Annotated in this window: 21 protein-coding genes, 5 tRNA genes and 1 pseudogene; 5 read left to right on the top strand and 22 right to left on the bottom strand. The window is 71.1% G+C overall.

The features are described from left to right. Positions 1-2: 2 nt before the first annotated feature. The 6 genes from ACIPYQ_RS36565 to ACIPYQ_RS36540 form a co-directional block, all read right to left on the bottom strand. On the bottom strand, positions 3-653 hold the full coding sequence (locus ACIPYQ_RS36565; RefSeq protein WP_030773532.1) for a YceD family protein: 651 nt from the start codon (positions 651-653) through the stop codon (positions 3-5). Between the two features lie 129 nt (positions 654-782). Then, positions 783-1,805, bottom strand: coding sequence for a DivIVA domain-containing protein (locus ACIPYQ_RS36560; protein WP_401258518.1), 1,023 nt, complete (start codon positions 1,803-1,805; stop codon positions 783-785). Positions 1,806-1,908: 103 nt separating this feature from the next. Then, a complete protein-coding gene (coaD, locus tag ACIPYQ_RS36555) occupies positions 1,909-2,388 on the bottom strand; it encodes a pantetheine-phosphate adenylyltransferase (protein ID WP_361755356.1) in 480 nt (159 codons plus the stop codon). A 14-nt stretch (positions 2,389-2,402) separates the two neighbouring features. Continuing rightward, a complete protein-coding gene (gene rsmD / locus ACIPYQ_RS36550; protein WP_361755132.1) occupies positions 2,403-2,984 on the bottom strand; it encodes a 16S rRNA (guanine(966)-N(2))-methyltransferase RsmD in 582 nt (193 codons plus the stop codon). 73 nt (positions 2,985-3,057) lie between these two features. Continuing rightward, complete coding sequence (locus ACIPYQ_RS36545; RefSeq protein ID WP_401258517.1) at positions 3,058-6,270, bottom strand: helicase-related protein; 3,213 nt, start codon at positions 6,268-6,270, stop codon at positions 3,058-3,060. Positions 6,271-6,296: 26 nt separating this feature from the next. Continuing rightward, positions 6,297-7,991 (bottom strand): DAK2 domain-containing protein, encoded by a 1,695-nt coding sequence (locus ACIPYQ_RS36540; protein WP_401258516.1) that lies wholly within the window; start codon positions 7,989-7,991, stop codon positions 6,297-6,299. A 240-nt stretch (positions 7,992-8,231) separates the two neighbouring features. On the opposite strand from ACIPYQ_RS36540, the gene rpmB reads away from it, so the two are divergent. Then, a complete protein-coding gene (gene rpmB, locus ACIPYQ_RS36535) occupies positions 8,232-8,417 on the top strand; it encodes a 50S ribosomal protein L28 (protein WP_007266795.1) in 186 nt (61 codons plus the stop codon). Between the two features lie 88 nt (positions 8,418-8,505). Here rpmB and thiD read toward each other — a convergent pair whose 3' ends face one another. Both thiD and ACIPYQ_RS36525 read right to left on the bottom strand, forming a co-directional pair. After that, positions 8,506-9,306: a bifunctional hydroxymethylpyrimidine kinase/phosphomethylpyrimidine kinase gene (gene thiD / locus ACIPYQ_RS36530; RefSeq protein WP_361755123.1), complete on the bottom strand. Its 801-nt coding sequence runs from the start codon at positions 9,304-9,306 to the stop codon at positions 8,506-8,508. After that, the gene (locus ACIPYQ_RS36525) at positions 9,303-10,286 is read right to left on the bottom strand and encodes a thiamine-phosphate kinase (protein ID WP_361755120.1); all 984 of its coding nucleotides are present in this window, start codon (positions 10,284-10,286) and stop codon (positions 9,303-9,305) included. The genes thiD and ACIPYQ_RS36525 overlap by 4 nt, the downstream gene beginning before the upstream one ends. Before the next feature lie 245 nt (positions 10,287-10,531). Here ACIPYQ_RS36525 and ACIPYQ_RS36520 point away from each other — a divergent pair, with 245 nt between their 5' ends. Then, entirely contained in the window at positions 10,532-10,765 is a 234-nt protein-coding gene (locus ACIPYQ_RS36520) for an Lrp/AsnC family transcriptional regulator (RefSeq protein WP_030011290.1), read from the top strand. Between the two features lie 23 nt (positions 10,766-10,788). Next, positions 10,789-11,280 carry a DUF3515 domain-containing protein gene (locus ACIPYQ_RS36515; RefSeq protein WP_361755353.1) on the top strand — a complete coding sequence of 164 codons (492 nt, stop codon included), beginning with the start codon at positions 10,789-10,791 and terminating at the stop codon, positions 11,278-11,280. Between the two features lie 94 nt (positions 11,281-11,374). On the opposite strand, the gene ACIPYQ_RS36510 is transcribed toward ACIPYQ_RS36515, so the two are convergent. The 3 genes from ACIPYQ_RS36510 to ACIPYQ_RS36500 are packed head-to-tail and all read right to left on the bottom strand — an operon-like array spanning position 11,375 to position 14,331. Next, on the bottom strand, positions 11,375-12,532 hold the full coding sequence (locus ACIPYQ_RS36510) for a D-alanine--D-alanine ligase family protein (RefSeq protein WP_401258514.1): 1,158 nt from the start codon (positions 12,530-12,532) through the stop codon (positions 11,375-11,377). A gap of 39 nt (positions 12,533-12,571) precedes the next feature. Then, positions 12,572-13,582, bottom strand: a complete 1,011-nt coding sequence (locus ACIPYQ_RS36505; RefSeq protein ID WP_401258513.1) for an NAD(P)H-dependent glycerol-3-phosphate dehydrogenase — start codon at positions 13,580-13,582, stop codon at positions 12,572-12,574. Beyond that, positions 13,579-14,331 carry a lysophospholipid acyltransferase family protein gene (locus ACIPYQ_RS36500; protein WP_361768372.1) on the bottom strand — a complete coding sequence of 251 codons (753 nt, stop codon included), beginning with the start codon at positions 14,329-14,331 and terminating at the stop codon, positions 13,579-13,581. The genes ACIPYQ_RS36505 and ACIPYQ_RS36500 overlap by 4 nt, the downstream gene beginning before the upstream one ends. A gap of 192 nt (positions 14,332-14,523) precedes the next feature. Here ACIPYQ_RS36500 and cofC point away from each other — a divergent pair. After that, a pseudogene (cofC, locus tag ACIPYQ_RS36495) lies at positions 14,524-15,201 on the top strand (2-phospho-L-lactate guanylyltransferase); the annotation flags it as partial. A 314-nt stretch (positions 15,202-15,515) separates the two neighbouring features. Here cofC and ACIPYQ_RS36490 read toward each other — a convergent pair. The 4 genes from ACIPYQ_RS36490 to leuC all read right to left on the bottom strand — a co-directional run bounded on the left by ACIPYQ_RS36490 (position 15,516) and on the right by leuC (position 18,727). Next, positions 15,516-16,196, bottom strand: coding sequence for an HU family DNA-binding protein (locus ACIPYQ_RS36490; RefSeq protein WP_401258511.1), 681 nt, complete (start codon positions 16,194-16,196; stop codon positions 15,516-15,518). 144 nt (positions 16,197-16,340) lie between these two features. After that, entirely contained in the window at positions 16,341-16,568 is a 228-nt protein-coding gene (locus ACIPYQ_RS36485; RefSeq protein ID WP_030009267.1) for a hypothetical protein, read from the bottom strand. A 137-nt stretch (positions 16,569-16,705) separates the two neighbouring features. Further along, a complete protein-coding gene (leuD, locus tag ACIPYQ_RS36480) occupies positions 16,706-17,299 on the bottom strand; it encodes a 3-isopropylmalate dehydratase small subunit (RefSeq protein WP_319722185.1) in 594 nt (197 codons plus the stop codon). Between the two features lie 3 nt (positions 17,300-17,302). After that, positions 17,303-18,727 carry a 3-isopropylmalate dehydratase large subunit gene (leuC, locus tag ACIPYQ_RS36475; RefSeq protein WP_361768367.1) on the bottom strand — a complete coding sequence of 475 codons (1,425 nt, stop codon included), beginning with the start codon at positions 18,725-18,727 and terminating at the stop codon, positions 17,303-17,305. Between the two features lie 184 nt (positions 18,728-18,911). On the opposite strand from leuC, the gene ndgR reads away from it, so the two are divergent. Next, positions 18,912-19,628 carry an IclR family transcriptional regulator NdgR gene (ndgR, locus tag ACIPYQ_RS36470; RefSeq protein WP_007266782.1) on the top strand — a complete coding sequence of 239 codons (717 nt, stop codon included), beginning with the start codon at positions 18,912-18,914 and terminating at the stop codon, positions 19,626-19,628. Between the two features lie 152 nt (positions 19,629-19,780). Here ndgR and ACIPYQ_RS36465 read toward each other — a convergent pair. The 7 genes from ACIPYQ_RS36465 to ACIPYQ_RS36435 form a co-directional block, all read right to left on the bottom strand. Next, positions 19,781-19,853 (bottom strand) — tRNA-Glu (locus tag ACIPYQ_RS36465). 23 nt (positions 19,854-19,876) lie between these two features. Continuing rightward, a tRNA-Gln gene (locus ACIPYQ_RS36460) sits at positions 19,877-19,948 on the bottom strand. A 24-nt stretch (positions 19,949-19,972) separates the two neighbouring features. Continuing rightward, positions 19,973-20,045 (bottom strand) — tRNA-Glu (locus ACIPYQ_RS36455). A 61-nt stretch (positions 20,046-20,106) separates the two neighbouring features. After that, positions 20,107-20,179: transfer RNA gene (locus ACIPYQ_RS36450), tRNA-Glu, on the bottom strand. 27 nt (positions 20,180-20,206) lie between these two features. Continuing rightward, a tRNA-Gln gene (locus tag ACIPYQ_RS36445) sits at positions 20,207-20,278 on the bottom strand. A gap of 86 nt (positions 20,279-20,364) precedes the next feature. Next, positions 20,365-21,093 (bottom strand): HAD family hydrolase, encoded by a 729-nt coding sequence (locus ACIPYQ_RS36440; RefSeq protein WP_401258508.1) that lies wholly within the window; start codon positions 21,091-21,093, stop codon positions 20,365-20,367. 10 nt (positions 21,094-21,103) lie between these two features. Next, the gene (locus tag ACIPYQ_RS36435) at positions 21,104-21,775 is read right to left on the bottom strand and encodes a DUF4241 domain-containing protein (protein WP_401258507.1); all 672 of its coding nucleotides are present in this window, start codon (positions 21,773-21,775) and stop codon (positions 21,104-21,106) included. Positions 21,776-21,894: the final 119 nt, after the last annotated feature.

The raw sequence follows: 21,894 nt of genomic DNA, 5'->3' as shown, positions 1-21,894 counted from the left end.
GGCTACTTCTCCTGCTTCTCGGCGGCGCCCTGAACTCCGTCAGAGGCAGTGCCGCTCATGTTGTCCTTCTCGTCGTCCTGATCGGTCACGACGAGTCCTTGCAATGCCGCCCAACGGATGTCGACGGCGTCATGGTGGTGGTCCGGGTCGTCGTTCAGGCTGAGCCCGCAATCGGGGCACAGTCCGAGACAGTCCTCCCGGCACACCGGCTGCATGGGCAGTGCGAGCACCACCACATCCCGCAGCACGGGTTCGAGGTCGAACAAACCGTCCTCGAGGAAGAGCGTGTCCTCGTCGTCCTCGGCGTCGTCGGCCGGTTCCGCCTTGGAGCGGCTCCGGTCGTCGGCGTCAGGGTACGAGAACATCTCCTGGAAGTCCGCCTTGAGCTCGCGCTCCACGGACTCCAGACACCTTACGCACTCCCCCACGGCCGACGCACGGGCGGTGCCTGTGACAAGCACCCCTTCCATGACCGACTCCAGGCGGAGGCTGAGCTTCACCGGGGCGCCTTCCGGCACTCCGATGACGCCGACGAGACCGAAGTCCGCCGGTGCCGCGATCTCACGGGACAGCCGCTGCATGGCACCAGGACGCCGGCCCAGCTCGTGCGTGTCGAACACGAGGGGGTTGCGGTGGTCGAGGCGGGTATTCAGGGCCGTTCCTGCTTTCACAGATCGCTGAAGATCAAAGATTCCGCCGCACTAGGGCAGCATGGATCGCGGTGCATACGCGCGACCGAACAGCCAGGATACCCGGAGCGGCGCCCAGCGCCCAATCCGGCCCTAGCGCCCCTGTTCGTACTGGCGCAGCTGGTCCAGGTTGATCATGCTCGTGTCGAAGAGGCTGGTCTCGTCGAGCGAGGGCTGCCCGTCCTGCGGCTGCTGCTGGTACGCGGCGTAGGGGTCGGGCTGCTGCTGCTGGTAGGACGAGTACGGGTCCGGCTGCTGCTGGTAGCCGCCGTACGGATCCTGGTAGCCGTACGCGTCCTGCTGCTGCGCGGCGGGCTGCTGGTAGGAGTACGAGTCGTACACCGGCTCCGCCTGCGCCGGGATCGGCGCCTGCACGTGGAGGGGCTCCGGTTCCGCCAGGCCCGCCAGGAAGTCCGCGTCGCTCGAGGAGCGGGACTGCTGGCCCCCCGCCGCGTCCTGGGCGGCCATGTGCACGCCCAGGTCGTCCGACGGGACCCGGCCCAGCAGCTTCTGGCGGCCGCGGCCCACGGCCTCCAGGGTCTTGGAGAGCACCGCCTCGAAGGTCGCCAGCTTGGTGTCCACGTACGCGTCCGCCTGCTGCCGCTGCGTCTCCGGGTCGTGGCTGCGCTCGGGCGCGTCCATGTCCGGGTAGCCGTTCTCGTCCAGGCCGGGTCCGCGGCCCAGGAGCTTCTCCCGGCCCCGGTCCACCGAACCGATGGTCTTGCTCAGCACGACCTCGAAGTTGGCGAGCTTGCTGTCGACGTAGTCGTCGGCCTCGGCCCGGATCTCCGCGGCCTCCCGGCGGGCCTCTTCGAGGATCCGGTCCGCCTCCGCCTGGGAACGCCGCGCGATCTCGGTGTCGGAGATCAGCGAACCGCGCTGGTTGTGGGCGGCGTCGATGATCCGCTCCGCCTCCCGGCGGGCCTCCTCGACCATCTGCTCCCGGCCGCCGATGAGCTCCTGAGCCTGCGCGAGCGAGCCGGGGAGCGCCTGGCGCACCTCTTCGAGCTGGGCGAGCAGCTCGGCGCGGTTGATCACGCAGGAGGCCGACATGGGCATGGACCGGGCGCCGCCGACGGCCGCGACGATCTCGTCGAGCTTCTTCTGCACGTCCATGGGGGCTCGCACTCTCTCGGCCTCAGGCGGTTCCTGAGACGGACGGGACGACTGTAAGGCCACCGGGCCGACCCCCGACACTGCCTGACGGCCCGTCAGGTACTCAGCGGTCGCGCAGCCGCTCCACGAGCGCCGCGTGGACGTGCGCCGGCAGCAGGTGGGCGACGTCGCCGCCCCAGGCCGCGACCTCCTTGACCAGCGAGGAGGACAGGAAGCTGTAGGTGGGGATGGTCGGGACGAACAGCGTGTCGACGCCCGCCAGTCCCATGTTCATCTGGGCCATCTGGAGCTCGTAGTCGAAGTCGCTGACCGCGCGCAGGCCCTTGACGATGGCCGGGATGTCCCGCTGCTTGCAGAAGTCGACGAGCAGGCCGCGGAAGGACTCGACCTCGATGTTGCCGTAGCCGGCGGTCGCCTCGCGGATCAGCTCGATCCGCTCCTCGACGGTGAACAGGCCCTGCTTCGACTCGTTGATCCCCACGGCGACGTGCACGACGTCGTAGAGCCTGGAGGCGCGTCCGATGATGTCGAGGTGTCCGTTGTGGATGGGATCGAAGGACCCCGGACAGACGGCGCGGCGCAACTGAACTCCCTCGTTCATGAGTCTTCGCTGGTGAAGGCGGCGACGCGGCCGTACCACAGGGTGCCCTCGCCGTACTTGCGCGACCGGAGCGGCTCGAAGCCCTCGGGCCACGGGAAGGCGCCGCTCCTGGTGCTGCGCTCCACGGTGGCGAGCGCATCGCCCGTGAGCCAGCCATTGGACCGGAGTGTGAGGAGGATCTCCCGGAGATCGTCGCTGTCCACGGCGTACGGCGGGTCCAGGAAGACGATGTCGTACGGGTCCCCGCCGGCCCGGGCCGCCACGATCTGCTCGGCCTTGCCCGCCCTGAACTCCGCGCCCGGCAGGCCCAGCGTCCTGATGTTGTCCCGGATCGCCTTGGCGGCCTTGGCGTCCGCCTCCACGAGCAGGGTGTGTGCCGCGCCGCGGGAGAGGGCCTCCAGGCCGACGGCGCCGGAGCCGCCGTACAGGTCGAGCACCCGGGCCCCTTCGACGCCGTGCAGCGACTCCCAGGTGGAGAACAGGCCTTCGCGCATCCGGTCCGAGGTCGGCCGGGTGCCGGTGCCGGGGGGCACGGCCAGCCGTCGCCCGCCGGCGCTGCCGGCGATCACGCGGGTCATCTGGGGTCCTTCGGTACGGCGGTAGGGGGGCGCCGCGGGGCTGCCGCGGCACTCCAACGATAGGTCGTGCCGCTCAGCCCTTCTCCAGGTACTGCTCGCGCTCGGTGTCGAGCAGGGCGTCCAGCGCGGTCCGCAGGCCCGGCAGCCGCTCCAGCTCGGGGTCCTCGGCGACGACGCGGGTGGCCTCCGCCCGGGCCTGGGTGATGACCTCCTCGTCCTCGATGACGGCGAGCATGCGCAGCGAGGAGCGCACGCCCGACTGGGCCTGCCCCAGCACGTCGCCCTCGCGGCGCTGCTCCAGGTCGATCCGGGAGAGCTCGAAGCCGTCGAGGGTGGCGGCCACGGCGGCCAGCCGGGCCCTGGCGGGGCTCGCCTCGTGCATCTCGCTGACCAGCAGGCACAGGCCGGGCGCGGAGCCGCGGCCGACGCGGCCGCGCAGCTGGTGCAACTGGGAGACGCCGAACCGGTCCGCGTCCATGATCACCATGACGGTGGAGTTCGGGACGTTCACACCGACCTCGATGACGGTGGTGGCGACGAGCACCTTGACCTCGCCCGCGGCGAAGCGCCGCATGACGTCGTCCTTGTCGGCCGGGTCCATCCGGCCGTGGAGCACCTCCACGGACAGCCCGGCGAGCGGGCCGCGCGTCAGCTGCTCGGCGATCTCCAGCACCGCCAGCGGGGGCCGCTTGTCCCCGTCCTCCTCGGCCGCCTTCTTCTTCTTGGGCTCGTCCTCGCCGTCGCCGATGCGCGGGCACACCACGTACGCCTGGTGGCCGTTCTCCACTTCCTCGCGGACCCGCTCCCAGGCCCGGGCGAGGAAGTGCGGCTTGTCCTTGGCGGGCACCACGTGGGTGGCGATCGGCGAGCGCCCGGCGGGCAGCTGGTCGAGGACGGAGGTCTCCAGGTCGCCGAAGACGGTCATGGCGACCGTGCGCGGGATCGGGGTGGCGGTCATCACCAGCAGGTGCGGGGGCTGCTTCCCCTTGGACCTGAGGGCGTCGCGCTGCTCGACGCCGAAGCGGTGCTGTTCGTCCACGACCACCAGCCCGAGGTCGTGGAACTGCACCTTGTCCTCGATCAGCGCGTGCGTGCCGATCACGATCCCGGCCTCGCCGGTGACCAGGTCGAGCAGGGCCTGCCGGCGCGCGGGCATCCCCATCGACCCGGTGAGGAGCACCACCTTGGTGCCCTGGTCGGAGCCGCCGAGCATGCCTCCCTCGGCCAGTTCGCCCATCATCTCGGCGATGGAACGGTGATGCTGCTGCGCGAGCACCTCGGTGGGCGCGAGCATGGCCGCCTGCCCGCCGGAATCCACGACGGCGAGCATCGCCCGCAGGGCCACCATCGTGTTGTGCGTCACGGTGAAGTTGTCGGTCACATAGGCGTGGCTCGGATGCTCGACGCTGATGCACTGGACCGGCTTGGGGCCCACGTGCTCCACGGCCCGGATACCGCGCCGGAAGGTGTTGTACTTCGGCCTCGGCCGCATGCGTGCCGCCTTGCGGGGCAGCCGGAACGGCTCGAACTCCTCGGGCAGTGCGACGGACACGTTGAAGGCCGCCCTCTTGGGCAGCACACGAGCACGTCCGCCGAGAGAGCGCACGAGCCAGGCCACGTCCTGCGCCAACCGGAGCGAGGCGGAGCAGAAGGAAATGCTCATTCCGTTCGCCTGAAGCGTCCCGTCCGTGTCCATGAGCCCTTGAAGGACCGCCAAGCGGTCCTTGAGCGGTGCATTCTTGTAGACGTCCGGAACGAACTTGTCATGCGAGGTCGCACCCCACAGCCCCAGGTCTCGCACCGCCTGGATGACGGGATTCCGCCGGGTGCCGCCCTGCGGCCCGCTCATCCGGATCGTGTGGTCGCAGGCGGATCCGGGCACAGCGGCCAGCTCGCAGTGCGGGGTGACCGCCGCCTCGACCGCGGCCAGGATCTCGTCGTCCGTGGTGGACAGTCTCAGGTTGTGTCGGAAGGAGCCGTCACCGATGAGTACGCCCATCAGGTAGGGATCGAGTGGTTGGCGGTCACCGTTCCCGAGGTCCACAGGGACGGCCACCGGCAGGTACCACTTGGAAGATCCATTGGCCTTGTACAGGTCCGAGCGGATCTCCCTTGTGGTCATCACCTTGGGCTCTTGGCCGCGGTGCCATCCACAGCTCGTGCCGACGATCCACAGGTGCTCGTCGTCGCACTCGACAGCGCTCCCGTCCGAGAGGACGACCCGCCACACATCGCGTTCTCCTTGCGGGAAGACGCCCCCCACACGTGCGATCTCGCCGGACGGCACCACCACCTCGTCCCCGACCTGGATGTCTCCCATGGGCCGGAAACCCGTGGGTGTCAGCACCAGCGAGTCGAGGGGCTGGGCCTTGCCCGAGCCGACCTCGCCTTGGAGGAGGCGGTGCATGGGGTGGCTGGTGGCCAGGTCGTCGAAGATCTCCTTCGAGACGCCCACCTGGCCGTCGGTGAGGGTGAAGGGGAGCTTCGCGTCGAAGGAGTCGAGGAGGCCGCCGGGGGTGGGGCGGCGCGGGACGGCCGGGAGCTGGGAGTCGGTGTGGCGGCGGCGGGCCAGGGCGACCTGGAGGACGAAGGCCTCGTCCCACTTCAGGCGCTGGCGGGCGTCCTCGATGTCGGCCTTGGTGCCCGGTCGGTGGATCTTCAGCAGGGCCTCGGTGAGCGGGACCAGCCCGCGGCCCTCGCGCAGGGCGGGCGGCAGCGGGTCCACGGCCTCCTGGGCGCTGGGCAGCACCGCGTCCACGCACTTGGCGATCTTCCAGGACTCCATCTTCGCGCAGGCGGGGTAGATCGGGATGAGCTGGTTGGCGAAGGCGGTCGCGGCGTCCCGGTCCGAGGCGTCCGCGCCGAGGGGCTCGTACGCGGGGTGGGAGAGCTGGAGCTTGCGGTTGAACATGCCGACCTTGCCCGCGAACATGGCGCGGGTCCCCGGCAGCAGGTCCTTGTGCGGCTTGTGGACTCCGGCGCCGAAGAAGACCAGCTGGAGGCGGCCGCTGCCGTCGGTGATGGTCACCTCCAGGCGCTTGCCCCGGCCCCCGTTGAAGGTCAGGATCCGGGCGTCGGCGACCTGCGCGACGACGGTCACGTGCTCGTCGATCTGGTCGGCGAGCTCGGCCAGCGAGGTCAGCTCACCGCGCTCGGCGTACCGCCGCGGGTAGTGGTGGAGCAGGTCCAGGGCCGTGTGCAGGCCGAGCTGCTCGGCCAGCACCTTGGCGGTGGCGGGTCCGAGCGTCTTCTTGAGGTCTTCGTCGAGCGCGGGCACGTGTTCCATTGCACACCATGGCGCTGACAAGCCCGCTATTCCACCCCGATGAGGAGCGGCGCCGAGTACCGGCCGCCCCGGTAGGTGACGGTGTCCACGGCGAGGTGGCCGTGCTGGACGTACGCCTCCAGGCGCTCGGCGACCGCGTCCGGCACCTCGGGGCCGAGGACCAGGGTGACGAGTTCGCCGCCCGAGCCGAGCATCCGTTCCAGGACCGCCTCGGCGGTCTCGGCCAGGCCCGAGCCGATCACGGCGACGTCGCCGTCGATGAGGCCGAGCACGTCGCCGGCCTGGCAGATGCCGGCGGAGGTGAAGGACTGCCGTTCGGCGACGGCCAGTTCCCCGTACCGGGTGGCGCCGGCCGCCGCGGTCATCGCGACCACGTCCTCGTCGAAGCTGCCGTCGGGGTCGTGCACGGCGAGGGCGGCCAGCCCCTGGACCGCGGAGCGGGTGGGGATCACGGCCACCCGTACTCCTTCGGCGCGGGCCTGTTCCGCCGCCGCGGCCGCGGCGGCGCGCAGCTCGGCGCCGCCCGGCAGCAGGACCACCTCGCGGGCGTGGGCACGGCGGATGGCGTCGAGCAGTTCGGGGACGGCGGGGACCTCTCCGGAGCGCACGAGCACGGCGGTGGCTCCCGCCTCCCCGCACAGCCCGGCCAGTCCCTCGCCGGGGACCACGGCGACCACGGCCCGCTGGGCGCGCTCGCCCCGGCCCCGGCGCCGCTCGTCCCCGAAGTGGGTGATCCGTATCCGGTACGGCCGCCCGGCGACGACCCCGGCCTCCACGGCCGCGCCGGGGTCGTCGACGTGCACGTGGACGTTCCACAGTCCGTCGCCGCCGACCACGACCAGGGAGTCGCCGAGCCCGTCGAGCCGTTCGCGCAGTTCCCCGACCGCCGCGTCGGAGGCTTCCAGCAGGTAGATCACCTCGTACGCGGGCCCGTCCTCCTCCTGCTCACAGGGGTCCGAGGTCTGCGGCACGGGCACCGCGCGGCCGCGCACGGGTTCGGCGGCCGGTTCCTGGCCGGACAGCGCCTGCCACAGGGCACCGAGTACGGCGACCAGCCCGCACCCCCCGGCGTCGACCACCCCGGCCCGGCCGAGTGCGGCGAGCTGCCCGGGGGTCTCGGCCAGGGCGGCGCGGGCCCCGTCGTAGGCGGCGCGGGCCACGTCCGCGGCGGTCCCGGCGGCGGCTCCGGCGGCCTCGCCGGCCCGTGCCGCGGCGCCGGCGACGGTGAGCATGGTGCCCTCGACCGGGTGCGAGACGGCCGCGTACGCCTCCTCAGCGGCGCGGGTGAGCGCCTGTGCCAGCAGCGCACCGGAGCTGCGCTCCCCGGGCCCGCCCGGCCCCGTCCCGGCCGCCCCGGTTCCGGTCGCCCCGGGTTCGCCGAGTACGTCGGCCACACCGCGCAGCAGCTGCGCCAGGATCGTCCCGGAGTTCCCCCGGGCCCCGACGAGAGCGCCGTGCGCCCAGGCCCGTACGGCGTGGGCCAGGGAGGCGGCCGCTGTGCCCTCGGTCACCTGCGCGAAGGCGTCGTCCAGCGCGCGGTCGGCCGATTCGGCGGTGAGGTAGAGGTTGGTGCCGGTGTCCGCATCGGCGACCGGGTAGACGTTGATCGCGTCGATGTCCTCGCGGGCCCGGCCCAGTGCGGCCAAGGCCAGCGAGCTCCAGGTGCGCACCGCTTCGGCGTCGAGCTCGTCAGGGGACTGCGGCTGCGGCTCGTGCGGCACCGTGCGTTCCTCCTTGTGCGGGCCAGGGTTCACCGCAGGGTAGCCAAGGTCTGCCCGGGCGTCGGGACCGCGGGGCGGGGGCGGCGGCGGTCATGGTAGTTTTCTTGGACGGACGCAGTCGTTGTATGCTGCTCCGGTTGCCCGATGAGAGTCGGGCCATTCCCCCGGCAAACCACTTCAGACCTCTGAATCCGGTGCGCCGGTTTCACTGTAATTGCATCTGAAGTCTTGGAGTGACCTGTGGCTGCCAACTGCGACGTTTGCGCCAAGGGGCCGAGCTTCGGCAACAACATCTCCCACTCGCACCGCCGCACCTCGCGTCGCTGGAACCCGAACATCCAGCGCGTCCGTGCCGTGGTCAATGGGACGCCGAAGCGCCTCAACGCCTGCACCTCGTGCATCAAGGCCGGCAAGGTCTCGCGCTGACGCCTCCCGTCGTAGCGCAGCCCTTTCCGGTTGCCAAAAAGGCCGGTTCACCTCTGGTGAACCGGCCTTTTGCCTTGTCCGGCGGGGTTCAGCGCCACTGCCAGGCGTGATCCACCGGGCCGATGCCCCCGCCGAGCGGGAAGCCGGCGGCGATGGCGCCCGTGACGTACTCCTTGGCGGCCGTGACGGCCTCCGGGACGGCCAGGCCCTTGGCCAGGCCCGCCGCGATCGCGCTGGCGAGGGTGCAGCCCGTGCCGTGGGTGTGCCGGTTGTCGTGACGGGGGGCGCGCAGCCACCGCTCCTCGGTCCCGTCGGTGAGCAGGTCCACCGCCTCGTCGCCGTGGGCCGCGAGGTGTCCGCCCTTGATCAGCGCCCACCGCGGGCCGAAGCCGAGGATCGCGTCGGCGGCCCGCCGCATGTCGTCCTCGGTCTCCACCAGCACGCCGGTGAGCTGCGCCACCTCGTCCAGGTTGGGCGTGGCCACGGTGGCCCGCGGCAGCAGCTCCTTGCGTACGGCGTCCAGCGCGGAGGCGGCGAGCAGCGCGTCCCCGTGCTTGGAGACGCCCACCGGGTCCACGACGGCCGGGGCGGGGGTGTCGGCGAGCAGCGCCGCCACCGTCTCCACCAGCACGGCGGAGGAGAGCATCCCGGTCTTCACGGCCCGGACGCCGATGTCGTCCACGACGGCCCGGTACTGGGCCGTGACGGCCTCGGCGGGCAGCTCCCAGGCTCCCCGTACCCCGAGTGAGTTCTGTGCGGTCACGGCGGTCACGACGCTCATGCCGTGCACGCCGAGGGCGAGCATCGTCTTGAGGTCGGCCTGGATGCCCGCGCCGCCGCCGGAGTCGGATCCGGCGACGGTCAGGCACAGCGGCGGGGCGGTGCTCACAGCGGGCCGTCCTGGGCGGCCGGGTCGGCCCCGAAGTGGTCCCAGCCGCCGGTGCTGGTCCAGGGCGCCCCGTCCACGGTCACCTGCGGCAGCGCGGAGCGGTTCAGCACCTCGCCGATGACCTTCCAGCGGGCGGGGAGCTTCACGTCGGGCGGGAAGGTCGCCACGATCGCGTGGTCCTCTCCCCCGGTGAGCACCCACTGCAGCGGGTCCACGCCGACGGCCTGCCCGATGTCGTGCATCTGGGTCGGGATGTCGACGGCCCCCGAGTGCAGGTCGATCCGGACCTTGCTGGCCTCGGCGATGTGCCCGAGGTCGGCGATCAGGCCGTCGCTGACGTCGGTCATGGCGGTGGCGCCGAGTCCGGCGGCCGCGGGGCCCGCGTGGTACGGCGGCTCGGGGCGCCGGTGCGCCTCCACGAACGCCCGCGGGGAGCGGAAGCCGCGCGAGAGCACGGCGAACCCGGCGGCGGACCAGCCCAGCCAGCCGGTGACGGCGACGACGTCGCCGGGCTGGGCTCCGGAGCGCAGCACGGGCTCGTGGTTGCGCAGGTCGCCGAGGGCGGTGATGGCGACGGTGATGACGTCGCCGCGGACCACGTCCCCGCCGACCACGGCCGCGCCGGCGACCTGGCACTCGTCGCGGATGCCGTCCATCAGCTCGGTGGGCCAGGTGACCGGGAGTTCGGCGGGCACGACGAGGCCGAGCAGCAGCGCGGTCGGCACCGCGCCCATGGCGGCGATGTCGGCGAGGTTCTGCGCGGCGGCCTTGCGGCCGACGTCGTAGGCCGTGGACCAGTCGCGCCGGAAGTGCCGGCCTTCGAGCAGGATGTCGGTGCTCGCCACGACCCTCCGGTCGGGGGCCGACACCACCGCGGCGTCGTCACCCGGTCCGAGCCGGACCGCCGGGGTGGTGGTGAGCCGTGAGGTGAGCTCCCTGATCAGCCCGAACTCCCCCAGCTCGCCCACAGTGCCCTTCATCGCTGTGCCCCTTCTTGCCCAGTCCGCTTGCGGTCGCGAGCCGTCACAGCTCTGGGTACCGTCAACAGATACGTCAACTTCTGCTCTCCGTACGCCCCGCTGTGCGTGGCGCCGGGCCCGCAGGTCTCCCCGCGGCGCACGGCGACGCGGTACCGTGGCGTCCCTTCTTCCCCCGGCCCCGTCGTTCGTGTGGGGCCCACCCGAAGGTTAGGGGAAATGATCCTCGTGGCCGCCCTGGAGGTTCCGTGGTACAGGCGTACATCCTTATCCAGACCGAGGTGGGCAAGGCGTCGTTCGTCGCCGAGTCCATCGGCCAGATCCCGGGGGTGATCCAGGCCGAGGACGTGACGGGCCCGTACGACGTGATCGTGCGCGCCCAGGCCGACACCGTGGACGATCTCGGCCGCATGGTCGTGGCCAAGGTCCAGCAGGTGGAGGGGATCACCCGCACCTTGACCTGCCCGGTGGTCCATCTGTAGCCCCCGTCTACTCTTGGCCGGTGATGACCTCTCACCGCCGGCCCCTCCGTGTCCTGGCCCTGCCCGCCGCGGTGGCCCTGCTGGGCCTCGCGGCGTGCTCACCGGGCGATTCCGAGGCCCGGGTGGATCCGCCGCCCACGCCGCCCGCCGCCATCGGTGAGCTCTGTGCAGCACTGCACGAGGAGCTTCCGGAGACGGTGGCCGGCCTGGAGCGGACCCGGGCCGAACCGGAGTCCGCTCTGACGGCCGCGTGGGGCGGCTCGGCGATCGTACTGCGGTGCGGTGTCCCCAAGCCCCCCGAGATGCTGGATGAGAAGCAGGAGGGCGTCCACGTCAACGACGTCGCCTGGCTGCTGGACAAGCGCCCCGACGGGGGGTTCCGTTTCGTCTCCGGGATGCGGAAGGCGTACACGGAGGTCCTGGTCGACAAGGAGCATGCCACGGACGCGGGGATGCTGGTCGGGCTGTCCACGGCCATCGCCAAGACGGTGCCCGTGGGCTTCTCCTCGTACTGACCCTCCCCCGCCCCCGGCGGGAGGACCGCTCCGACTCACAGCGACCGCCCGCCGGGCATCCCGGCGGGCGGTCGCTGCTCTGTCGCGGTCCGGTCTAGCGCAGTCCGGTGGAGCGGCTCAGGGCGGCCTGGATCAGGCGGTCCACCAGCTCCGGGTACGCGACGCCCGTCTTCTGCCACATCAGCGGGTACATGGAGATCGGCGTGAAGCCCGGCATCGTGTTGATCTCGTTGATGACGAAGGTGCCGTCCTCGGTGAGGAAGAAGTCGGCGCGCACCAGGCCCTCGCAGGACGCGGCCTCGAAGGCCTCGATCGCGAGCCGCTGCACCTCGGCGGTCTGCTCCGGGGTGAGCGGGGCGGGCACGATCCCGGAGGCGGAGTCGATGTACTTCGCCTCGAAGTCGTAGAACTCGTGGCTGGAGACCGGCGGGATCTCGGCGGGCACGCTGGCGCGCGGCCCGTCCTCGAACTCCAGGACCCCGCACTCGATCTCGCGGCCGCGCAGCAGCGCCTCCACGATGATCTTCGGGTCGTGGCGCCGGGCCTCCTTGACCGCGGCGTCCAGGCCGGAGACGTCGTCGACCTTGGTGATGCCGATGGAGGAGCCGGCCCGGGCGGGCTTGATGAACAGCGGCCAGCCGTGCTCGTCGGCGAAGTCGAGGATCTTCGCCCTGGCGGCGTCCCGGTCGGCTTCCCACTCGCGCGGGCGGATGGTCACGTACGGGCCGACGCGCAGCCCGAAGGAGGTGAACACCCGCTTCATGTAGTCCTTGTCCTGGCCGACGGCCGAGGCGAGGACGCCGGAACCGACGTACGGGACGCCGGACAGCTCCAGGAGGCCCTGGAGGGTGCCGTCCTCGCCGTACGGGCCGTGCAGGACGGGGAAGACGACGTCGACCTCGCCGAGGGCCTTCGGAACGGCGCCCGGCTCGGTGTAGACGACCTGGCGGCTCGCGGGGTCGACCGAGAGCACGACCGCGCCGTCCTCGGACTCGGCGAGCTCCTCGACGCTCGGGAGCCGGCGGTCGGCGATGGCCATCCGCTCGGGCTCGTCGGCGGTCAGCGCCCATCGGCCGTCCGTGGTGATGCCGATGGGCAGCACCTCGTACTTGGACCGGTCGATGGAGCGCAGCACGGCGCCCGCCGTGACGACCGAGATGGCGTGTTCCGAGCTGCGGCCGCCGAACACGACGGCCACGCGGGGCTTGCGGCCCTGCTGCTCAGGGGTCTGGGGGAGGTTCTCGCTGCTCATATCGCCACGAGAGTACCCGCTCATGCGTCCGGAATGGAGTCAGCGACGTTCCGGTTTGGCGCTGCGGCCCATCAGTTCCTTCAGCGCGACCAGGGTCGGCTTGCCGTGGTGGACGATGTCCACCACGGTGTCCGTGATGGGCATGTCGACCCCGTGCCGGCGGGCCAGATCGGCCACCGACTGGCAGGACTTGACTCCCTCGGCGGTCTGCTTGGTGACCGCGATGGTCTCCTCCAGGGTCATCCCGCGGCCGAGGTTGGTGCCGAAGGTGTGGTTCCGGGAGAGCGGCGAGGAGCAGGTGGCGACCAGGTCGCCGAGGCCCGCGAGGCCGGAGAAGGTGAGCGGGTCGGCGCCCATCGCCACGCCCAGCCGGGTGGCTTCGGCGAGTCCGCGGGTGATGAGCGAGCCCTTGGTGTTGTCGCCCAGGCCCATGCCGTCCGCGATGCCGACGGCGAGGCCGATGACGTTCTTGACGGCGCCGCCGAGCTCGCAGCCGGTGACGTCGGTGCTCGTGTACGGGCGGAAGTACGCGGTGTGGCAGGCGGCCTGGAGGCGCTGCGCCACGGTCTCGTCCACGCAGGCGACGACGGAGGCGGCGGGCTGGCGGGCGGCGATCTCGGCGGCCAGGTTGGGGCCGGTGACCACGGCGATGCGCTCGGCGGGGACCTTGGCCACCTCCTCGATGACCTCGCTCATCCGCTTGGCGGTGCCGAGTTCGATGCCCTTCATGAGGGAGACGAGCACCGTGTCGGGGGCCAGCAGCGGGGCCCAGGCGGCGAGGTTGTCGCGCAGGGTCTGGGAGGGGATGGCGAGGACGGTGAAGTCGGCGCCGGCCGCGGCCTCGGCCGGGTCGGTGGTGGCCCGGAGGTTCGCGGGGAGTTCGACGTCGGGGAAGTAGTCCGGGTTGGTCCGGCCGGTGTTGATGGCGTCGACCACCTCCTGGCGGCGGCCCCAGAGGGTCACCTCACAGCCGGCGTCGGCGAGCACGATGGCGAAGGCCGTGCCCCAGGAGCCTGTTCCGAAGACGGTCGCCTTCACGGGACGTGTCACTTCTTGCCCTCCCCTGCGGCCTTGCGCCGCTGTTCCGCCCTGGCGTTGCGATGGTCGTACGGCTGCTCGGGCGCGGTCTCTCCCCGCACCTCCTCCAGCAGCCCGGTGATGGCGGCCATGATGACCTCGGTGGCCTCCTTGAGCACGTCGGGAGTGGGCTCCCGGTCGTAGAAGGCGGAGAGGTCCACCGGCGGTCCGGCGAGCACCTGGAGGGTCTTGCGCGGGAAGAGCCGGACCTTGTTCTCCTTGGCGTACGGCGGCATCGCGAGGTTCGCACCCCACTGGGCCACCGGAATGACGGGCGCCCTGGTGATCAGCGCGACACGGGCGGCGCCGGTCTTGCCGGCCATGGGCCACATGTCGGGGTCCCGGGTGAGGGTGCCTTCCGGGTAAAAGGCCACGCATTCGCCGCGCTCGATCGCGTCCACCGCGGCCCGGAATGCGTCCAGGGCGTTGGTGCTCTCCCGGTAGACGGGGATCTGGCCGGATCCGCGCAGGATCGACCCGACAATGGGGACCTTGAAGAGGGCGGCCTTCGCGAGCAATCGGGGGACGCGGCCGGTGTTGTACTGGAAGTGCGCGTAGGAGAGCGGGTCCAGATACGAGTTGTGATTGACGGCGGTGATAAATCCGCCCTCGGCCGGAATGTGCTCGATTCCCCGCCAGTCCCGCTTGAAGAGCACTACCAGCGGCGGTTTTGCGATGACCGCCGCCAGGCGGTACCAGAAGCCGATTCTGCGGCGGGACACTCGGACACCTTTCCTCTGGACCGGTGGGCGGGGGACCTCCCAGCGGTGGCTGGGGAGCGTGGGCACCTCGTCGGCCGGACAAGTGTCGCCCCGGGCCCGGTCTCTGTCGAGAACACCGTACGCCCCGCTCACGCCACCGGGCTCCCGGGTCGCCCGGGCGGAGGCGACAATGAGCCGACACATGACCCGGCCATGACCCGACCATGGTCCGGGGATGGGCCGGAGCGCACCGGAGGGAAGGGGTCCGTCACGAACGCCGTCTGGAGTCTGGTGGTCCCGCTGAAGCCTCTGGTGGTGGCCAAGAGCCGCCTCGCGGCGGCCGTGGGCGCCTCCCGTCCGGGGCTGGCGCTGGCCTTCGCCCAGGACACCGTCGCAGGGGCCCTGGCCTGCGCGGCGGTCGCGGATGTGGTGGTCGTCACGGACGACGCGACGGCCGGTGCGGAACTGTCCCGGCTGGGCGCGCGGATCGTGCCGGACGCCCCGGCGGCCGGACTCAACGCCGCGCTGGCCCACGGGGCGCGGGCGGTGCGGTCGGGGCGGCCCGGTGCCGCGGTGGCCGCGATGAACGCCGACCTTCCGGCACTGCGGCCCCCCGAATTGCTACGCGTGCTCGAAAACGCCTCGGCATTTCCACGGGCATTTCTGGCGGATGCGGCCGGAATCGGGACGACCTTGCTTTCCGCTGCGCCGGACGTGGAATTGGCCCCCTCCTTCGGCGGGCCGTCACGGGCCAGGCATTCGGCCTCGGGGGCGGTGGAAATCGCGCTGGCGGGCGTCGACAGCGTGCGCCGGGACGTGGACACCGCGGCGGATCTGCGGACGGCGCTCGCCCTCGGTGTGGGGCGTCACACGGCCCGATACAGTGCCGGTATGCAGGCGACCGCGTACACGTACGACTCCGAGACCCGCAGCGGCAGTGTGCTGCTGGACGACGGCACCCCGGTGCCCTTCGAGGCCCCGGCCTTCGACGCGGGCGGCCTGCGGCTGCTGCGGCCCGGGCAGCGGGTCCGGATCGAGACGGACGGCGAGGGCGCCGGCCTGCGGATCACCCTGGTGACGCTGCAGACCTTCTGATCCCCCTGCCACTCCTTCTGCCCCTCTGGCCTTCTGACCTGCGACTGAACGCACCGCGGGCCGGCTTCCCCAGCAGGGGGAAGCCGGCCCGTCGTGTGTGACCTGGACCCCTACTTCTTGCGGGCCGTGGTCTTCTTCGCGGTGGCCTTGCGCGTCGCCGTCTTCTTGGCGGGCGCCTTCGTCGCGGCGGTGACCTTCTTGGCCGCCGGGGCGGTCTTCTTCGCGGCGGCGGTGGTCTTCTTCGCCGCGGCCGTGGCCTTCTTGGCGGTGGCGGTCGCCTTCTTGGCGGTGGCCGTGGCCTTCTTCGCCGTGGCCGTGCTCTTCACCGCGGCCTTCTTGGCGGTCGCGGTGGTCTTCTTGGCCACGACCTTCTTTGCGACCGCGGTCTTCGCCGCGGCCTTCTTGGCGGTGGTGGCCTTCTTCGCGACGGCCTTCTTGACCGTCGCCGAGGCGCCACCGGTGAGGCTGCCCTTGGGCGCCTTCTTCACCGACACCTCGCCGCCCTTGGGCAGCTTCTTGGTGCCGCTGACCAGGTCCTTGAAGCCCTGGCCGGCGCGGAATCGGGGCACCGAGGTCTTCTTGACCCGGACGCGCTCTCCCGTCTGCGGGTTGCGGGCGTAACGGGCCGGACGGTCGACCTTCTCGAACGAGCCGAAGCCCGTGACCGAGACCCGGTCGCCCGCGACGGTAGCGCGGACGATCGCGTCCAGTACCGCGTCGACAGCATCCGCGGCCTGCTGGCGGCCGCCCAGCTTGTCGGCAATCGCTTCTACGAGCTGCGCCTTGTTCACGTCTTCCCCTTCGGAGACTTCGCCAGAACGAATGTGTTCAAGCTTATTTCGCACGTTAGGCGGATATATACCGCAAATCAAACACGAAACGGGCTAATCACCCTAGTGCCGCAACGCTGGAGGCCGTTACGGAGTTCCTTCGCATCAGTCGCCTTCAGGGAATCGACCCTCGTCGAGGTCCTTCATCAACCTGTCCAGGCGCCTTGCCGCATCGGCGAGATCATGCTTCGCCGCGGCCGTGACGACCAACAGCTTCCGGGACAGCGCCATCCTTACGCCCTCCGGGACTTGCAGTGAGCGCACCCGTGTGTGTGCTTCTTTCAGCCGGTCCGCGACGAGTTCGTAGAGCTCGAGTTGACTGTCGCGTTCCATGCACAGATTGTGCCATCTGGGGCGAGTTGTCGCCTCACGGGGCCTCAACAAACGGCTGTGCCCCCCGCCGGAGGGCGGGGGGCACAGTGTTGTCGATGTGATCACCCGGGGGTGAATAAGCGCTGATCAGGCAGGAATCAGGCCTGAATCGTGCGCGGCTTGAAGGCCGGGCGGGCGCTTTCGTACGAAGCGATGTCCGCTTCGTTCTGAAGGGTGAGCGAGATGTCGTCCAGGCCCTCCAGCAGACGCCAGCGGGCGTTGTCGTCGAGTTCGAACTCCGCGACGACGCCTTCCGCTCGCACCTGGCGGTCGACCAGGTCGACCGTGATCTCGGCGGTGGGGTCGGCCTCGGTCAGCTTCCACAGCTGCTCGACGGTCTCCTGCGGGAGCACGACCGTCAGCAGACCGTTCTTCAGCGAGTTCCCGCGGAAGATGTCGGCGAAGCGGGAGGAGATGACCGTCTTGAAGCCGAAGTTCTGCAGGGCCCAGACGGCGTGCTCGCGCGAGGAACCCGTACCGAAGTCGGGGCCGGCGACCAGCACGGTCGCGCCTGCGCGCTCCGGGCGGTTCGTGACGAACTCCGGGTCCTTGCGCCAGGCCTCGAAGAGCCCGTCCTCGAACCCGTCACGGGTGATCTTCTTCAGCCAGTGGGCCGGGATGATCTGGTCGGTGTCGACGTTGCTGCGGCGCAGCGGGACGGCCCGGCCGGTGTGGGTGGTGAAGGCTTCCATGGTTCAGACTCCGGCGGTCGCGTCGGCGGCGGACAGGTCGGCGGGCGAGGCCAGATGGCCCAGCACCGCGGTGGCGGCGGCCACCTGCGGGGAGACCAGGTGGGTGCGCCCGCCCTTGCCCTGCCGGCCCTCGAAGTTGCGGTTGGAGGTGGACGCGGAGCGTTCACCGGGCGCCAGTTGGTCGGGGTTCATGCCCAGACACATCGAACAGCCCGCGTGCCGCCATTCGGCGCCGGCCTCCTTGAAGACCGTGTCCAGGCCCTCTTCCACGGCCTGCAGGGCGACGCGGACCGAGCCCGGGACGACCAGCATCCGTACCCCGTCGGCGACTTTGCGCCCCTCGATGATCCCGGCCACGGCGCGCAGGTCCTCGATGCGGCCGTTGGTGCAGGAACCTACGAAGACGGTGTCGACCTTGATGTCGCGCAGCGGCTGTCCGGCGGTCAACCCCATGTACTCCAGGGCCTTTTCGGCGGCCAGGCGCTCCGAAGCGTCCTCGTACGAAGCCGGGTCGGGGACGTTGGCCGACAGCGGCGCGCCCTGGCCCGGGTTGGTGCCCCAGGTGACGAACGGGGACAGCGCGGTGCCGTCGATGACGACCTCCGCGTCGAAGACCGCGTCGTCGTCGGTGCGCAGCGTCTTCCAGTACGCGACGGCCGCGTCCCAGTCCTCGCCCTCGGGGGCGTGGTCGCGGCCCTGGAGGTAGTCGAAGGTGGTCTGGTCGGGGGCGATCATGCCCGCGCGGGCGCCGGCCTCGATCGACATGTTGCAGATGGTCATGCGGGCTTCCATCGAGAGCTGCTCGATGGCCTCGCCGCGGTACTCCAGGATGTAGCCCTGGCCGCCGCCGGTGCCGATCTTGGCGATGATCGCCAGGATCAGGTCCTTCGCGGTGACACCCTCGGCCAGCGCGCCGGTGACGGTGATCGCCATCGTCTTCGGGCGGGCCAGCGGCAGCGTCTGCGTCGCCAGCACGTGCTCGACCTGGCTCGTGCCGATGCCGAAGGCCAGCGCGCCGAAGGCGCCGTGCGTGGAGGTGTGCGAGTCGCCGCAGACCACGGTGGTGCCGGGCTGGGTCAGACCCAGCTGCGGTCCCACGACGTGGACGACGCCCTGCTCGACGTCGCCCAGCGAGTGCAGGCGGACGCCGAACTCGGAGCAGTTCTTGCGCAGCGTCTCCAGCTGGGCCCGGGAGACCGGGTCCGCGATCGGCTTGTCGATGTCGAGGGTGGGGGTGTTGTGGTCCTCGGTCGCGATGGTGAGGTCGAGGCGTCGGACCTTGCGGCCGGCCTGACGCAGGCCCTCGAAGGCCTGCGGGCTGGTCACCTCGTGCAGCAGGTGCAGATCAATGAAGAGGAGGTCGGGCTCGCCTTCGGCGCGCCGGACGACATGGTCGTCCCAGACCTTCTCCGCGAGTGTCCTACCCATCGCTTTCCCTCCGGCCGGCCGGTTGTGCCGGCGCTTCATAGAGATCTTGTGCGCCGCATCGTCCGTACCCCACGTCCTGGACGACGGCTCGGACCCAGTGGTTCGTGGACCCGCACATACAGACTCGCTGGTTCTTGGAAAAATTGAACTTGCGTTTCACAGTGTGAGACGCGAATATCGTTTCATGGACAACTCTAGCGGCGTCGGCGTTCTCGACAAGGCAGCTCTGGTACTGAGCGCACTGGAGTCCGGTCCGGCCACCCTCGCCGGGCTGGTCGCGGCGACAGGGCTCGCACGACCCACGGCACATCGCCTTGCCGTGGCACTGGAACACCACCGGATGGTGGCGAGGGACATGCAGGGCCGGTTCATCCTCGGACCGCGGCTGGCGGAGCTCGCCGCCGCGGCCGGCGAGGACCGCCTGCTGGCCACGGCGGGACCGGTACTCACCCACCTCCGTGACGTGACGGGCGAGAGCGCACAGCTCTACCGCCGTCAGGGAGACATGCGCATCTGCGTGGCGGCCGCGGAGCGGCTGTCGGGCCTTCGGGACACCGTCCCGGTGGGCTCGACGCTCCCGATGAAGGCCGGCTCGGCGGCGCAGATCCTGATGGCCTGGGAGGAGCCCGAGCGGCTCCACCGCGGGCTGCAGGGCGCGCGCTTCACGGCGACGGCGCTCTCGGGCGTACGGCGCCGCGGCTGGGCGCAGTCGATCGGCGAGCGGGAGCCCGGCGTGGCCTCCGTCTCGGCGCCGGTGCGCGGGCCGTCGAACCGCGTGGTGGCCTCCGTGTCGGTCTCCGGGCCGATCGAGCGGCTGACCCGCCACCCGGGCCGGATGCACGCCCAGGCCGTCATCGACGCGGCCGCCCGCCTCACGGAGGCCCTGCGCCGCTCCGGCTGACCTTCCATCCCACCTTGTTCACCCCCGGGTCCGGGGGCGCGTACGACGCCGCACACGTCCTAACACGCGCCTCCGGGCCCGTACTTGTCCCGCGCGCCGACACAACGCGAAAGAGGCCCTCCGCGATGGACGCGGAGGGCCTCTTCGATGCGTACCCCCGACCGGATTCGAACCGGCGCTACCGCCTTGAGAGGGCGGCGTGCTAGGCCGCTACACAACGGGGGCTAGCTGGTGCTGCTGTTACTGCGCTGGGCTACCAGGACTCGAACCTAGAATAAGGGAACCAGAAACCCTCGTGTTGCCAATTACACTATAGCCCAAAGTGGTCTAGACCAGACCAACAGTACCCCCGACCGGATTCGAACCGGCGCTACCGCCTTGAGAGGGCGGCGTGCTAGGCCGCTACACAACGGGGGCCCTAGCGATCCTACTTCGAGACGTCCGGGTGCGACCCAAGAGATCTCGCGGGAAGGATCTGTACCCCCGACCGGATTCGAACCGGCGCTACCGCCTTGAGAGGGCGGCGTGCTAGGCCGCTACACAACGGGGGCAAAGCACTGCGTTACTGCTGCACTGCGCTGGGGTACCAGGACTCGAACCTAGAATAAGGGAACCAGAAACCCTCGTGTTGCCAATTACACTATACCCCACCAAAAGTCAACCCCTTGGCGGGGTTTTCCTTCGGGTGGCGCCTCCGTCCGGCCTTTCGGCCCGCTCCGGCGGCGCAGAAAGAACATTACCGGATGCCTGACCGTGCTCCAAAACGGGTATCCCCTGCCAGCAGCTCCGGGAGCTGGTCAAGGCCCTCGATGCGGTGCGCGCCGTCGGGACCGGGCCCGCGACCGCCGTCGCGGTCGATCCAGACCGCCAGCAGCCCGGCGTCACGGGCCCCGCGCGCGTCGATCTCGGGCTGGTCCCCCACGTACGCCACCTCGCCCGGCGGCAGTCCGAGCGCCTCGCACGCGGCCAGGAAAGCCGCCGCCTCGGGCTTGCTGACCCCGAGTTCGACCGCGCAGACCAGCACCTCGAAGCGGTCGCGCAGCCCGAGGTGACGCAGCTTGGGGTCCTGGTTGACGGTGGAGGAGTTGGAGAGCACCCCGTGCCGGTAGCCGGCCGCGAGGGTGTCCAGTACGGGCACCACGTCGGGGAAGACGGCCCAGGCGGCCTTGTAGTGCTCGATGTACCGGTCGAACCAGGCGTCGGCCTCGTCCGCGGTCATCCCGGGCCGCTCCAGGAACTCCCGCACCCGGTCCTGCCGCTGTCCCTGGAACGTTCCCTCACCCGCGGCGAAGCGGGCCCAGTGCCGGTCGGTGATCTCCCGCCACAGCGCGAGCGCCTGCACGGGGGTCCCGTACCGGTCCGTGAGTTCCTCGGTCTCCAGCTGCCGCGCGAGCCCGGCGGCATCGGCCCCCGTGTAGTCGAAGAGGGTGTCGTCGATGTCCCACAGCACGGCGCGGATCGGCATGGGGCCGAGCCTACGCCGCGGGCACCTGCGCCGTGGGCACGATCATGAAGTCCGTCACGAAACAGGTGACCCGGCCCTCGGTGTCGCGCCCGACCCAGGTCGGGTAGCAGCCGTCGCCCCATCCGGAGGTGAAGCCCGCGAGGGTGTGACCGTCCTCTCCCTCGGCCAGGAAGACGGAGGGGCCGTCGCCGACCGCCTCCATGGCGGCCCACACCGCCCCTTCCTCGTCCTCGGTGCCGGGGAACGAGCCGTCGGCGGCGGCGTCGTAGAAGCAGCCGGTGCCCGCGTCCACGCCGTAGCCGTAGAACTCGTCCTCGCCGAGGACGGCGGGGTCCTGGCCCTCCTCGACGGCCATCTCCCAGCTCACGGTCGGCGTGTCCCGTATCACGAGGCGCGCGGCGGCGACCCGGGTGTGCGGGCGGGGTCCCGCCGTGGCGCCGGGGCGCACCAGCGTGGCGATCGCGGCCTCCGCCCGGTACCGGCCCGGGTCCACCGTGACGCTGAACGGCCCGGCTTCGCCCTCGCCGAGGCAGACGAAGGGGTCGCAGGCGACGACCCGGCCCGTGGGCAGGGTCACGTCGCCGATGACGACCGGGACGAGGGTCCCCGTCATGCCGTCCTCGTAGGCGAAGGCGGAGCCCTGGGTGAAGTGCCAGGAGTAGTCGGGCGGGGTCATCGGCACGGGGGCCTCCGGAGCGCGGGAGAGAGCGGTGATCGTTCTCCCGGAGACTAGGGCCCGCCTCCGACAACGCCGAAGGGGGCGGCGGCCGGGAATCCGGCCGCCGCCCCCTTCGGGACCAC

Source organism: Streptomyces sp. NPDC090045 (assembly GCF_044747975.1).
In the GTDB taxonomy this organism is placed as follows: Bacteria; Actinomycetota; Actinomycetes; order Streptomycetales; family Streptomycetaceae; genus Streptomyces.
This window is presented reverse-complemented; position numbering and strand designations above follow the sequence as displayed.